Genomic DNA, 14,212 nt, shown 5'->3' on the forward strand with positions numbered 1-14,212 from the left:
TATGTAATTGATGACTACATAGAATAATAATGTGGATTATTAGGAGGACTTCATGAACTGGAATAAGAGGGATACAGTGAGGACCGTGATTATATTGTGCGGTGTGGTGCTGTTTGCATATGTACTGTTTAATTTTGATAAGGTGTCCAGTATGTTCAGCTGGCTCATCAATATACTCATGCCATTTGTCATAGGATTTGCCATAGCATTTGTGGTGAATGTACCTATGAAGGGACTTGAAAAGGTATTGTTTAAGAATAAAGACAGCAGACTGTACAGGTTCAGGAGACCAGTGTGCCTCATACTGTCGTTCCTGTGCATAATAGCTGTTCTCACGTTTGCAATAACTATGATCATACCTGAGATGTCCAAGACTATAACTATGTTTGCAGAGAAGCTGCCATCGGCCATGGATGATATACAGAGGAAGGCGATCAAGCTGATGAAGGACCAGCCGGAGATAGTGGATAAGATAAAGAGTATCAATATTAATTGGGATGCACTTATATCAAATGTGGTTGGTATTGTGAAGAACGGCGGCAGCAGTGTATTGTCTTCCACGTTCTCCATTGCCAGCAGTGTGGTAGGCGCCGTGGTCGATGTTCTGGTGGGATTGTTCTTTGCGTGCTACATACTGGCTCAGAAGGAGACTCTGGAGAAGCAGGTAAAGGGTGTATTGTATGCGGTGTTCAGGGAAGAAAAGGCGGACCGATTCATTCAGACTTGTGTTCTTGCGGATAAGACCTTCTCCAAGTTCATCTCAGGTCAGTGCCTTGAGGCGTGCATACTTGGACTTATGTTTTTCATTACGATGACCATATTCCGTATTCCGTATGCGCTTACGGTCAGCATCATCATAGCAGTATTTGCACTGATCCCGGTTGTTGGAGCATTTGTCGGATGTTTTGCCGGAACGATTATGATCCTGGTAGAGGATCCGAAGCGTGCCATAGTGTTTCTGATCATATTTGTCGTGCTGCAGCAGATAGAGGGTAACTTCATATATCCTCATGTTGTTGGTGGTTCGGTGGGACTTCCATCTATATGGGTACTTGTGGCGGTCATGCTTGGAGGTGATATGTTGGGCATTCTGGGTATGCTCATATTTGTACCGCTTTTCTCCGTCCTGTATGCGATGTCTGAAGAATATGTGGTTAAGAGACTCAGAGACAAGGGCATATCGTGGAGGAAATATAATCTGGCATGCAACATCCCCGAGGGGCGATGGAATGGAAGGCTGGATGAGGAATGTGCGTCTGATGTCAGCAATGTGGACGCCGGGCAGACCGGGACGAATGAGTCAAATGCACCGGGCAGTACAGCCGGAAGCGGCAATTCTGGGAAAAACAACACAAGCAGAAACAATACGGGAAGAAATAGCTCAGAAAGAAATAACATAGAAAGAAACAATACAGGCAGAAACAGTAACAGAAATAAAAACTACAAGAAGAGAAAGAAGTAACGGTTCATATATGGCATCATCTGTGTGGTGATACATATAGTCGTTCAGAAAGAAGGATATACACATGTACAGAGACATAGCGAAATTGGTTTTATACAGAGATCTTGGTGAGGACAGCATACTTATGAAGCTGTCTGGAATATTTGAGGATTTTGATCTCAAGAGGTGTGAGAATGCGGAGCTGTGTGCCCGCATATACGATCAGATCAAGAGACTTCTGGATCTTGCTACCAGTTATGGATTCGATAAGAATCTGTGGCACAACTATCTGGCATTTATACTCATCACCAATGAGAACTCATTCAGTATAACCAGTGAGAAGGTGGGAGCAAATGACGGAACAGTTAATTATTTTGCAAAGAATGATTTCAGGATATTCAAGAAGCTGTTCGACTTTGATTTCTCAGAGATAGAGAGCGCACTTGGAATAGATTGTTTCTCAACTATCAACAATTACAAGTCTATTGGCAAGAAGGAGAGAATGTACAATAAGAATGTCAGCGAGAAGGTTCAGGCTGTCAGCAATGCGATAGAGGAGGCTGAGAACGAGGACCAGATATTTGACATAGTGACATCATTCTACAAGGCATATGGTGTTGGTATGTTCGGTCTCAACAAAGCGTTCAGGATCACCCGTGAGCATGGAGATCTGGAGTTTGTACCTATAAATAACACAGAGGATGTCATGCTGGATGATCTCATCGGATATGAGATCCAGAAGAAGAAGATCGTGGACAACACTGAGGCATTTGTGGAGGGCCGCAAGGCGAATAATGCACTTCTCTTTGGTGACAGTGGAACAGGAAAGTCAACCACGATCAAGGCGATCATCAACGAGTACTATGACAGAGGACTTCGTATGATAGAGATATACAAGCATCAGTTCCAGGATCTGTCGCAGGTCATATCGCTTATCAAGAACAGAAATTACAGATTTATCATATACATGGATGATCTTTCATTTGAGGAATTTGAGATAGAGTACAAGTACCTCAAGGCTGTCATCGAGGGTGGACTTGAGATTAGACCTGACAATGTGCTCATATATGCCACATCCAACCGCCGTCATCTCATCAAGGAGACATGGAACGACAGGAATGATATGGAGAATAACAATGGTATTCACAGAAGTGATACCATTCAGGAGAAGCTGTCACTGGTCAACAGATTCGGAGTCACGATCAGCTACAGCGCACCTTCACAGAAGGAATACTTTGAGATCGTCAAGGGACTTGCTGAGAAGGAGCACATCACCATGGACGAGAAGGAGCTCTGCGCAGAGGCAAACAAGTGGGAGCTTGCACATGGCGGCATAAGCGGACGTACTGCACAGCAGTTTATCAACTACCTTAAGGGGCAGGGATTGTAAAAATAATTGCTGTTGAACTACGGTTTATATTTTGTTATTATTAAGTTAATTTTGTAGAGCAAGATACTTTGATAAGGAGTGTGGAAAGATGATAGATCTTAGCAGCAAGAAAGGTAAGACACTGGTATCCAGAATAATTGTTGTGGTTCTGTGTATCGCAATGGTTGTTACACTTTTAGTTTCAGCATTCTAATAGGAAAACAGGTCGAATTGGAGAGTAGATATGAGAGGAAAGTTTGGAGAGCACCAGACGGTGCGATCGATACTTAAGAGTCTGCCACATACTGTCCACGACGATGTGACGAGAGCCGGAATAGGAGATGACTATGCCCGGCTCTTGTTGCGTGATGGGGGTAGCGGAGACACCGGCGCAGCTAAAAGCGTGAATGTTGCGGCTGGTGTGTGCTGTGACAGCGGGTATATGGGACTCAGACTTGATATAGCGAGACTTTACAACAGTATAAGGATTGGCGGATATATGCCATGGGCGGCAGTAGATACCATAGTTATGCCTGATGACGATGAACGACGCATGAAGAAACTGCTCAGAAAGCTTGCGGGCATATGTGCGGAGTACGGCGTTGACATAGTGACGGGACATACTGAGGTGAATAATGCTGTATCTGAGCCGGTTATAAGTGTGACTATGATGGGAAGGCATGCAGGTCAGGGTGAGGATATGCAGGAATTGCAGAATCAGGATGTTCACGGATACCAGATGCCTACAGGACATGGTGTAGCTGGTACGCGAGGACTGAAATGGCCGGCTGGCATGGATATAGTTATGTGTGGACAGACTGGCGTTGGGGGAACTTTGCAGCTCTACTATGACAATCAGAAGGAACTTTTTGAGAGATATTCGGAGAGCTATCTGAGACCTGTGGAGCAGCTCGAGCAGCTTATACTGCTTGGCGGCCAGGTTGATATAGCATTAGATCATGGCTGTATATATTCACACGACATATCGAGGGGCGGCGTATTTGCAACTCTCTGGGAGATGGGAGATGCGCTGAAGTGCGGGCTTGAGGTATGTCATGACAATATACCGATACTTCAGGAGACAATAGAGATATGTGAGCACACCGGGGATAATCCGTATATGATAGATGGTTGTGGTTCTGCACTCTTCGTAGTTCCGGATGGAAAATTGCTGGCTGATAAGCTCTATGAGGCAGGATATGAGGCTTCAGTCATAGGCCATCTTACGGAAAAAAGCGATAGGGTTGTAGTGCACGACGACGAGAGGAGATTTCTTACACCGCCAAGGTTTTTATAGGAGGAGTAGTATGCTAAATATAGTATTACATGAGCCGGAGATCCCGGCCAATACAGGCAACATAGGAAGAACATGTGTGGCAGCAGGCGCAAGACTGCATCTCATAGAGCCGCTGGGCTTCCAGATAAATGAGAAACAGCTGAAGCGTGCCGGGCTTGATTACTGGGACAAGCTGGATGTGACAACGTATGTGAATTTCGAGGATTTCCTTGCAAAGAATCCCGGAGCAAAGATATACATGGCGACAACCAAAGCCAGGAAGAAGTATACAGATGTGAAGTTTGAGGATGACGCATACATCATGTTCGGCAAGGAGAGCGCGGGTATACCTGAGGAGATCTTGGTTGATTATAAGGATACATCTATCAGGATTCCGATGTTCCCAGACATTCGTTCACTGAATCTGGGCAACTCTGTGGCGATAGTGCTGTATGAAGCACTCAGACAGAATGATTTCCCAGGTCTAGAGGAAGCAGGAAATCTACATCGTCTTAGTTGGGACATGTAGTGATAGAGGGGGAATATACATGGCGTATCCTACAAGTGGAAAAAAGATGCTGAACATATGCATTCTGGACATACTGAAGAAATATACGGACTGTGACCACACCATGGATCAGAAGGATATCATTGCGAAGCTCAAAGAGGATTATGATATAACTGTGGACAGAAAATCCGTAAAGGCAAATCTCAACTGTCTGGTGGATTATGGTTATGACATTGAGTATACCGAGACGGAGAGAGAGAAGAAGGACGGCACAAAGGAGACACTTACATCAAACTGGTATTATAATCACGAGTTTGACGATGCAGAGCTTCGAATGATGATAGACAGTATCCTGTTCTCCAAGACCATACCGGCTGGTCAGGCAAGCCAGCTCATAGACAAGATAGCAGGTCTGTCAAATATATATTTTACAAACAAGATGACGCATGTGAGCAGTCTTCCGGGTCTCGAGCACACCAGCAACAAGCAGACACTGTTCAACGTGGGAATGATAGATGATGCCATATCTGAGAAGAAGCAGATATCATTTGTGTACAATAATTATGGTGAGGACAAGAAGCTTCATCCGAGGCGGGAGGAGCCGTACGTAGTCAATCCGTATCAGATGGTGGCGAATGACGGAAAGTATTACCTCATCTGCAATTACGACAAATATGACAATCTGTCGAATTACAGAGTGGATAAGATGACACAGGTCCAGATAGTTGACAGGCCTGTGAAGAACCGCACAGAGGTAAAGGGAATGGAGCATGGACTCAACCTTCCAAAGCATATGGCTGAGCATATCTATATGTTTGCCGATGAGCCGGTGACCATAGTGATGCGTGTCAGAAAGGCTGCCATATCGGATGTGGTGGATTGGTTTGGAAGAAACTTTGATGTGGTCGATGAAAATATAGCCAGACAGTACGAAGGCTTCAGGGAGACTGAGGATGATGTAACTTACGTGCGGCTTGTGTGCAGCCGTCAGGCGATGGCGCACTGGGCGATGCAGTATGGAACCTCGGTGGAGGTCATTTATCCCACAGAGCTCAGAGCCCAGATCGGTGAGGCTGTAAAGGAAATGAATAACAAATATAATAATTAAAGAGATGGCTGTCAGTATAATTCAAAAAACTGGCAGCTTTTTTATAAAAAAAATCGCTTTTACCGCAAGAAAACACAGATTTTGATCGGAATATATATTAGAAACACACGGGGAGGTGAATGATATGGTAACTAGGAACAATTATATATCGAAGCTGAAACGGCATAATGAGAAAGCTCTGGAGTTTGTGGTTCAGGAATATGGAGGGCAGGTGAAAGCTGCTGTGTACAAGAATCTTTCGGGCATGCCGGAGGAAATTGAAGAGTGCATGGACGATGTGTTTCTGGATGTATGGAACAATATAGACAGATTTGACGAGAGCAAAGGCTCGTTCAGAAGCTGGATAACGGCAATTGCAAGATTCAGATCCATAGATTATCTGAGAAGATACAGCAGAAGATGTTCGGAGGAAGACATAGCAGACTATGAGAACAAGCTTGCAAATGACAACCTGCTGGAGATACTCAATGAGGAGATATCGGACAGCATGGAAAAGCTGCTGAGTGGTCTGTCGGATGAAGACAGGGACATCATTCTGAGGTACTACTGGGATGACCAGTGTGTAGATGAGATAGCGGAAGATTATGGGGTATCTTCATCATCTATCTACAGCAGAATGTCCAGAGCAAGAAGTCGATTGAAACAAGTATAAAGGCGGTGAATGATCATGAAAAACGGAAAAGACAGAAATGTATATGATGTTATGAACGATGTAAATGTGGACATTGAGACCATGGATATGTCGGATGAAGAGAAGGATGCCTGTGTGAAGAGGCTCAGGCACAAGGTGAAGGCGAGGAAAACCGGAAGAAATCATGGATGGAAGACGGCGGCAGCGGCAGTGGCGGCTGTTCTGATCCTGTCGGGAGGCGGACTGACATATGCGGCAGAGAACGGCTCGCTGGCATGGTTTTTTGACAGCCTGAGCAGGGAGACAGGAAGTGTTATTCCATCAAAATATGTGGACGAGAGCTACATAAATAACGAGTATAAGGGCAGTGTAAAGGTGATAACCGAGTCCGATGCAAAAGTAAGCTTTGATCTGAAGAAGGTAGCAGTGGATGGCGATCAGGTCAACATTGCGATGGTGATTACATACGATGACTTTGACACAGAAAAATATGAGAGCTTTGATACTCAGATGCAGATAATAGAAGGCGGTGCGAACATCGTCAGTGAATATGCGGGCAGCACGGCTCCTGGCGATGGAATCTCGCTCACGAACAAGCAGACAATGTCTGATATTGTATACAAGTTAAAAAAGAAAAATGCATACAAGGTGGGGGATGTAATCACCATGAGATGTAACAGCATTACCCTGTTCAACAAAAATAAATCAAGTGATGGCGCGGTCGCCTATGTAGCAGACGAGGTGGATGGCCCTTGGACCTTACAGTTTAAGGTTCAGGATGATATGCAGGGACATAGTGTGGATGTATCCGGCATAGATGGCATTGAAAAATGTACAATAAATACAAAGGGCATAACCATTGACATTGCTGAAAATGCGGCGGTCGATGATGACTCGCTGGAGAATATAATACTTGAGATGACAGACAATAAAGAATTGAAAGATGTAGTATATGGAATCGGCAAGACCGGTGATGGCGACAGCATACAGAGAATGGAGTTGAACTTCACTAAGCCGATAGATGTTTCACAGGTGAAAAATGTGTGGATAGATGGTAGGAAATGTAAAGTGAAATAAATAGAGCCGGGGTATTACAACAGAGACATTCTCTGGGGTAATACCCCGGCTTTAATATTCTGCGATATCTTATGAGTCCTTGATCCTGAATTTGCCATTGCTCTTCACGCCGGACGATGATATGTCTGTATCGGAGTGGTGTTCAGTGTGCTCGACATGCACAGGCTTGATAGGCACCTGCATATCCTTCTCCTTAGGAAGAGAGAAGATAAATTCGCTTCCCTCGCCCTCCTCGGATGTGAGGGTGATCTGCTCGCCGTGAGCCTTGATGATCTCCTTGGTTATGGCCAGTCCCAGTCCGGTTCCGGTCTTGTCCTTGCCACGGCTCGGATCCGTCTTGTAGAATCTCTCAAATACCTTCTTCTGGGCATCCTTTGGAATTCCCACACCCTCATCCTTGACGCTTGTATATATCTTGTTGTCCTTCTCAGTCACCTGAACCCTGATCTGCCTGCCCTCAGGAGTGAACTTTATGGCGTTGTCAACCAGGTTGTATATAACCTGCTGTATCTTGGTCCTGTCGGCATATACCACGGTGTTGTCCGTGAGAAAGACGCTGTCCAGGAATATTCCTCTGTCATTACATCTCTTTTCAAATGTATTGATGGTTGGCGTGATGATATCCCTGATATCGAAGTTGGACTTGTCAAGCTGCAGGTCAAATGAGTCAAAGTTGTTCAGCTCCAGAAGTCCCTGTGTCAGCTTGGTCAGTCTCTGTGCCTCATTTAACACTATGCCGAGGTACTTCTCATGCTTTTCCAGTGGAATAGTGCCGTCCAGCATGGCCTCTATGTAACCCTTGATGGATGTGAGTGGCGATCTGAAGTCATGGGATATATTTGATATAAATGACTTCCTGTACTCATTTGAACGGCTCAGCTCATCTGCCATCTCCTCCATGTATCTCGCAAGTTCGCCGAATTCGTTCTTAGCGGTCACATTTACCCTGGCATTGAAGTTACCCTGGGCGTATGACTTGGACGTCTTGATGATCTCACGTATAGGCTTGAGCAGGCTGTTTGACATGAGCATAAGCGCGATCATGGCGATCAGCATGAGGATCAGGAATGGCACAAATGTCGTTGAAAGCATCCTGCTCTTTATATCCTGCTTGAATGTCATAGGTGATGTCAGGATGATAGTTCCCATGTAATTGTTCCACGAGTAGAGAGGCTGGCCGATCACCAGAGTGTCCTCCGAGAAATAGCCGCCAAATGTATCCTCGAAGCAGAATGATGCAAACAATTCATCCGGTTCCACATAATTCTTGAGGTTGTCATTTGTGCTGCTGTGTGAATCTGAATCCTTGGAAGACCCACCGGATTCACTGCTTCCTGAAGAGCTTCCCGACCTGAAAATAATGTTGCTGCGTTCATCGGTGAGCCAGATTCCCATGTCCAGGGTATCCGCCGCATGTTGAAGCTCCTTGTATAATTCCTTGCTGTCAATGGCTCCGTTGCTGTAATCAGTCATGGCGCCGTCGGCAAGCATTGTGATCTCGTTCTTCATGGTGGATTTGCGCTCTGAGAGAACAGAATTCTGTGCTGTTGATATACTGTACACCATGAGCAGTGCAAATATGATCACAACCAGCACTACGAATCCGACCACGATTTTGTCAAATGCTGTTTTCTTCATTATGATCTCCATTCAAACTTGTAGCCTATGCCCCATACAGTGGCAATGCTCCAGTTATGATTGTTGTTCAGCTTCTCACGAAGTCTCTTGATATGTACATCCACGGTCCTCGTGTCGCCCACATACTCGTATCCCCACAGCTTGTCCAGAAGCTGCTCCCTGGTGAATACCTGATTAGGCCTGCTGGCGAGGAAGTAGAGGATCTCCAGCTCCTTTGGCGGCATCTCGAGATTGTGTCCCTCAAAGGTTACAGTGTAGTTGGAGATATTTACGACCAGCCCGTCATACTCCACAAATGTACCTACATGGTCCGCACTTGTGACATCGTAAGCTGCGCTCTGTGGCTGCTTCTGTGCACTCTCAGTCATGGCTGACCTTCTGAGAAGGGCGCCGACCCTTGCCACAAGCTCATTTGAGTCAAATGGCTTGACGATATAATCATCTGCACCGATCTTAAGCCCCAGCACCTTGTCAAATACCTCACCCTTGGCAGAGAGCATGATGATAGGCGTGTTCGATGTCTTTCTTATCTCTGTACACACCTGGTAGCCGTCCATTCCCGGAAGCATGACATCCAGGAGAACCAGATCAGGCGAATATTCTTCAAATAACTGTAGAGCTTCCGTTCCGCTTGCGGCTATCTCGGTCTCATAACACTCTTTGTTGAGGTAGAGTGATATAAGCTCTGCGATGTTCTCGTCGTCGTCAACGATGAGAATATTATTTTTGCTCATATATATAACCCTCCCAGTAAATTTATAATAATATAGTTTGTAATAAATCCGAAGGCGTACACAGACTTCATTGCTGAAGCATTATTTTAGAGTTCCACTATGGTAACTCCTGCATCGCCCTCTCCGAATTCGCCAAGTCTGAAGGATTTGACATGTGGCTGTGATTTCAGGAACTGATGTATTCCCTTTCGAAGAGCACCGGTGCCCTTTCCGTGGATGATGGTGACTCTGTGCAGATGCGCCATAAGGGCATCATCAAGGAATCTATCCACAAGTGATGTGGCCTCATCGACCGTCATACCGAGTACATTTATCTCAGGCTTGATATTCATCATCCTGTTCATGCTCTTGCCACCTGTGACTGTGGCCTTCTGCGGTTTCTTCTTCTCATGCTCAACCAGCAGAAGATCAGTAGGTGGAAGAGCCGCGCTGATTATACCCATCTGGACCTTCAGCTTACCCTTGGAGTCAGCCAGTGCCATGATGGTTCCCTCGGAATCCATGCTGATAACATGTACGGTATCGCCAACCTTGAAGTCGGATGCCTTGTGGTCTGACTTTACAGTCTTGCGCTTCTCCTCGTTCATCCTGCCGAGGTCGTTGATCTTCGCGCGGAGTTTCTGTCTCTCGGCCTCCATCGCCTTGGCATCGGCCTTTGACGGGTTAGTGGTCCATTTGTTGTATTTTCTTATAGCGGCATCGGCCTCAGCCTTCGCCTCCTCTATGATCTCGGATGCCTCCTGGCGCGCCTTTGCCAGAATCTCGGATTTTTTGTCTGAGAGCTCAGAGTCTTTCATCTGTGCACGCTCCTGAAGTTGCTTTGCATCCTCCTTGAGTCTTGCAATGTCGGCTTTGTCCTGTTCAATCTCCCTCTTGCTTCTCTCAAGATCCGCAATCAGGGTCTCAAAGTCAACTGTATCGCTGTCGATATTGGCCTTGGCGCTCTCGATGATGCTATCGTCGATTCCAAGCTTCTTCGCTATGGCGAAAGCATTTGACTTTCCAGGAATACCGATCATCAGTTTATATGTCGGCTGGAGTGTTGCCACGTCAAATTCGCAGCTTGCATTCTCGACACCCGGTGTGCTCATGGCAAATGTCTTGAGCTCACTGTAGTGTGTGGTCGCCATACATCTGACACCCATGTTGTTCAGATGTGACAGGATGGCGATGGCAAGTGCTGCACCCTCTATAGGGTCCGTACCGCCGCCCAGCTCGTCGAAGAGGACCAGACTGCCTGGAGTTACGTGATCCAGTATGTACACGATGTTGCTCATGTGGGATGAGAAGGTGGACAGATTCTGTTCTATACTCTGCTCATCTCCGATATCGGCAAATACGTCGTCAAATACATTCAGTCTTGAACCGTCAAGTGCCGGAATATGAAGTCCGGACTGTCCCATGAGTGAGAAGAGTCCCAGAGTCTTAAGTGATACCGTCTTACCACCGGTGTTAGGACCGGTCACGATGAGGAGGTTGTAGTCCTCACCCAGTTTGATGTCCACAGGTACGACGGTGTGCTTCTCCAGCAGCGGATGTCTTCCCTGCTTTATATCGACAATCCCATCGGTGTTGAATATCGGTTCGGTTCCCTTGTAGCTTCTTGCAAATGATGCCCTTGCGAATATAAAGTCCAGTTCTGCCAGAGTGTCGAAGTCGTATTTGATATATTCTATCTCAGCCGCTGTCTGGGCGGAGAGTGATTCAAGTATCTTCTCGATCTCGGCAAGCTCCTGATTGTCCAGCTCCTTCAGCTCGTTGTTCAGGTTCACGATGGCCATAGGTTCGATGAACACTGTGGCACCGGTTGACGACTGGTCGTGTATCATACCGGGAAAATGGTTCTTGTACTCGGCTTTGACCGGTATACAGTATCTGCCATTTCTCATGGTTACCAGGTTATCCTGGAACATGGTCTGCTTGCTGGTATCGCTGACAAGTTTTGCAAGCTGGTTGTGCAGCTTTTCATTTGTCAGGCGCTTGTTCCTTCTCACTGCCTTGAGACCTGATGAAGCGTCATCGGCAAATTCGTTCTCGGAAATTATGCATCTGTGGATCTCTCTGGACAGATGCTCCAGAGGCATGAGCTCCAGGAATCTCGTGCGCAGGCTGTCCGGACATGTGGTGCCATCCGGGTTCATGCTCAATCCTAGCATCTTGTTGGAGGCCTTCTCCTCCTCGATCTGCTCCTTGCTGCGTCTTCTCGTATCTGTCATGCTTGTGCCCTCGTTCTCACCATATCTCTTGGCGGTGAGTGCGAGGTCCAGCATGCTTGCCACATCAAGCAGTTCTGCGGTTGTGAGGATTCCCTCAACCTCAAGTCTCTTTAGAGATGCCCCGATATCTTTAAGTCCTGCAAATGACAGATTGCCCTGGGTGTTCAGACGCCTTAAGGCATCCCTTGTCTCCTGCTGAAGAGCCTCGATCATTGCGAGATCCTTGCGGGGCTTTATGCGCTGACACTTCCTCTTCGCCATGGGTGATGAGGCAAATGTTGTCAGCATCTCAACTATTTTGTTGTATTCTATAACTCTTAATGTTCTTAGATTCATTTTCTGTGTTCCTTATTTGTTTTTAATGTCGTGTTCTATATTTTATGTATATAATATGTAGATTTTGAATCGGATAGGTACTAAACATGATAAGTGCATGAAAAGCATAATTAAATATACATAAAGTCTCTAATTCTACACATACATAATTGATTATACCCCTTATAATTATAGAGCGTCAACATATTGCAGGTGTAGAAATAGGCACATTTTCCCTGATTAATTCAGCGGCTGTGGTTGCGGGAGAAACACAAAGCTGATATTATAAAATACAGTTTGATCTGGGAAAAATAAAGCGATATATGACTTAAGACAAAGAGAGTTACGTATTACAAAAGGAAGAGGAGAAAAAGCGGATGAAAGAGTTATTGCAGTTTTTGTTGGGGATAGTATTGATGATAGCAGGCGGTGTGATGTTTCTTAAGAATGTCGTCGTGTCCGACTGGGGACTTTTAAGTTCACTGTTTCGTATAGGTGGTGGTGTGAATATTGGAGGAATCTTTATTGTCCTGCTGCTCATCGCATTTATCGCACTTTTGGTTAAGCCGAACATGGGAACAGGACTTGTGTTCACAGGACTTTGTATAGCATTCTTTGTATGCATCATAATATCATTGAATGTTTCACTGAGATATATGTCAGGACTTGAGCTCACACTGATCCTTGGAACACTTTGCGTGGGAATAGCATTTGTCATCAAGGGGCTGTTTGGAGTGAGAAAGCTTGACAGGGAAGAATCACGGAAGAATGGGAAGGCTGCTTCAGATAAGCTTCATGAGTATGATAAGATGTGATGTGGGGGAATATAGTAATATAGGCGGTTGTGGAAATGTTCAGTAAATACTGGATTTTCACAACCGCCTATTGTATTCTTATATATGATTAAAATTAAAGCATACAATAATAATTAAACATAGAAAGAGGAAAAGAAAAATGGTATTTATAACAGATTTCAACGAAGGCGACATGATATCGAATGTCTATCTCTGCAAGAACAAGCAGACAGGAACTACAAAATCAGGAAAGACATATTACAACCTGGAGCTTGTGGATAAGACTGGAAGCATAGCCGGAAAAGTCTGGGAGCTGACCAATGCTATAGGGCACTTTGAGGCAAAGAATTTCATCAAGATTGATGGTCAGGTGACATCGTTCAACAATGAGCTTCAGCTCAACATCAAGAAGATCAGGATTGCAGACGAGGGAGAGTACGTTGAGGCTGATTATATGCCATGCACCAAGAAAGATATAGAGCAGATGTACAAGGACCTGATGGCACTCGTAGAGTCACTCGACAAGGATTACTACAAAGTGCTTCTGAAGAAATTCTTCGCCGAAGATCCTGCATTTGTCAAGGAGTTCAAGAACCATTCAGCGGCCAAGTCAATACATCACGGATACATAGGAGGCTTACTTGAGCACTCACTGGCAGTTGCCAAGATGTGTGACTACTACACCACATATTATCCGGTGCTCAACAGGGATCTGCTGATCACAGCGGCACTTCTCCACGACATTGGCAAGGTCTACGAGATCTCCAAGTTCCCTGAGAACGACTACACAGACGCAGGTCAGCTTCTGGGACACATAGTCATGGGAACGATGATGATCCGCGACAAGATCAATACCATAGACAATTTCCCTGCAAAGGCGGCAAATGAGCTGGAGCACTGCATACTGGCTCACCACGGAGAGCTTGAGTACGGCTCACCAAAGAAGCCTGCACTCATCGAGGCACTGGCACTGTCCATGGCGGACAACACAGACGCCAAGATCCAGACATTTATCCAGGAGCTGGATGCGGCAAAGGACAACAATGGCTGGCTGGGCTTCAACAGAGCTCTCCAGTCCAACATCCGAAAGACGTCGGATAATTAA

The 14,212-nt window shown here is 45.7% G+C and carries 12 protein-coding genes; 9 read left to right on the plus strand and 3 right to left on the minus strand.

Going from position 1 to position 14,212, the window contains the following annotated elements:
* Positions 1–52: 52 nt before the first annotated feature.
* From ABUA31_RS10995 to ABUA31_RS11025, 7 genes are all read left to right on the plus strand, one after another.
* On the plus strand, positions 53–1,462 hold the full coding sequence (locus tag ABUA31_RS10995) for an AI-2E family transporter (RefSeq protein ID WP_022216961.1): 1,410 nt from the start codon (positions 53–55) through the stop codon (positions 1,460–1,462).
* Between the two features lie 64 nt (positions 1,463–1,526).
* On the plus strand, positions 1,527–2,831 hold the full coding sequence (locus ABUA31_RS11000) for an ATP-binding protein (protein ID WP_015534651.1): 1,305 nt from the start codon (positions 1,527–1,529) through the stop codon (positions 2,829–2,831).
* Positions 2,832–3,054: 223 nt separating this feature from the next.
* A complete protein-coding gene (locus ABUA31_RS11005) occupies positions 3,055–4,107 on the plus strand; it encodes an AIR synthase family protein (protein ID WP_349818566.1) in 1,053 nt (350 codons plus the stop codon).
* 10 nt (positions 4,108–4,117) lie between these two features.
* Positions 4,118–4,615 (plus strand): tRNA (uridine(34)/cytosine(34)/5-carboxymethylaminomethyluridine(34)-2'-O)-methyltransferase TrmL, encoded by a 498-nt coding sequence (gene trmL / locus ABUA31_RS11010; protein ID WP_022216959.1) that lies wholly within the window; start codon positions 4,118–4,120, stop codon positions 4,613–4,615.
* A gap of 19 nt (positions 4,616–4,634) precedes the next feature.
* On the plus strand, positions 4,635–5,702 hold the full coding sequence (locus ABUA31_RS11015) for a WYL domain-containing protein (RefSeq protein ID WP_022216958.1): 1,068 nt from the start codon (positions 4,635–4,637) through the stop codon (positions 5,700–5,702).
* A gap of 124 nt (positions 5,703–5,826) precedes the next feature.
* Positions 5,827–6,354, plus strand: a complete 528-nt coding sequence (locus ABUA31_RS11020; protein WP_015534656.1) for a sigma-70 family RNA polymerase sigma factor — start codon at positions 5,827–5,829, stop codon at positions 6,352–6,354.
* A 15-nt stretch (positions 6,355–6,369) separates the two neighbouring features.
* Positions 6,370–7,410 (plus strand): hypothetical protein, encoded by a 1,041-nt coding sequence (locus ABUA31_RS11025; protein ID WP_349818565.1) that lies wholly within the window; start codon positions 6,370–6,372, stop codon positions 7,408–7,410.
* Positions 7,411–7,479: 69 nt separating this feature from the next.
* On the opposite strand, the gene ABUA31_RS11030 is transcribed toward ABUA31_RS11025, so the two are convergent.
* The 3 genes from ABUA31_RS11030 to ABUA31_RS11040 form a co-directional block, all read right to left on the minus strand.
* Positions 7,480–9,048 (minus strand): sensor histidine kinase, encoded by a 1,569-nt coding sequence (locus ABUA31_RS11030; protein WP_349818564.1) that lies wholly within the window; start codon positions 9,046–9,048, stop codon positions 7,480–7,482.
* Positions 9,048–9,782 carry a response regulator gene (locus tag ABUA31_RS11035; RefSeq protein WP_015534659.1) on the minus strand — a complete coding sequence of 245 codons (735 nt, stop codon included), beginning with the start codon at positions 9,780–9,782 and terminating at the stop codon, positions 9,048–9,050. The genes ABUA31_RS11030 and ABUA31_RS11035 overlap by 1 nt, the downstream gene beginning before the upstream one ends.
* An 86-nt stretch (positions 9,783–9,868) precedes the next feature.
* Positions 9,869–12,334: an endonuclease MutS2 gene (locus tag ABUA31_RS11040; protein WP_349818563.1), complete on the minus strand. Its 2,466-nt coding sequence runs from the start codon at positions 12,332–12,334 to the stop codon at positions 9,869–9,871.
* 356 nt (positions 12,335–12,690) lie between these two features.
* On the opposite strand from ABUA31_RS11040, the gene ABUA31_RS11045 reads away from it, so the two are divergent.
* Both ABUA31_RS11045 and ABUA31_RS11050 read left to right on the plus strand, forming a co-directional pair.
* Positions 12,691–13,128, plus strand: coding sequence for a hypothetical protein (locus ABUA31_RS11045; RefSeq protein ID WP_349818562.1), 438 nt, complete (start codon positions 12,691–12,693; stop codon positions 13,126–13,128).
* 139 nt (positions 13,129–13,267) lie between these two features.
* Positions 13,268–14,212: a 3'-5' exoribonuclease YhaM family protein gene (locus ABUA31_RS11050; RefSeq protein WP_349818561.1), complete on the plus strand. Its 945-nt coding sequence runs from the start codon at positions 13,268–13,270 to the stop codon at positions 14,210–14,212.

Source organism: Coprococcus sp. RTP31081st1_H1_RTP31081_211007, assembly GCF_040227275.1.
Taxonomy (GTDB): domain Bacteria; phylum Bacillota; class Clostridia; order Lachnospirales; family Lachnospiraceae; genus Coprococcus; species Coprococcus aceti.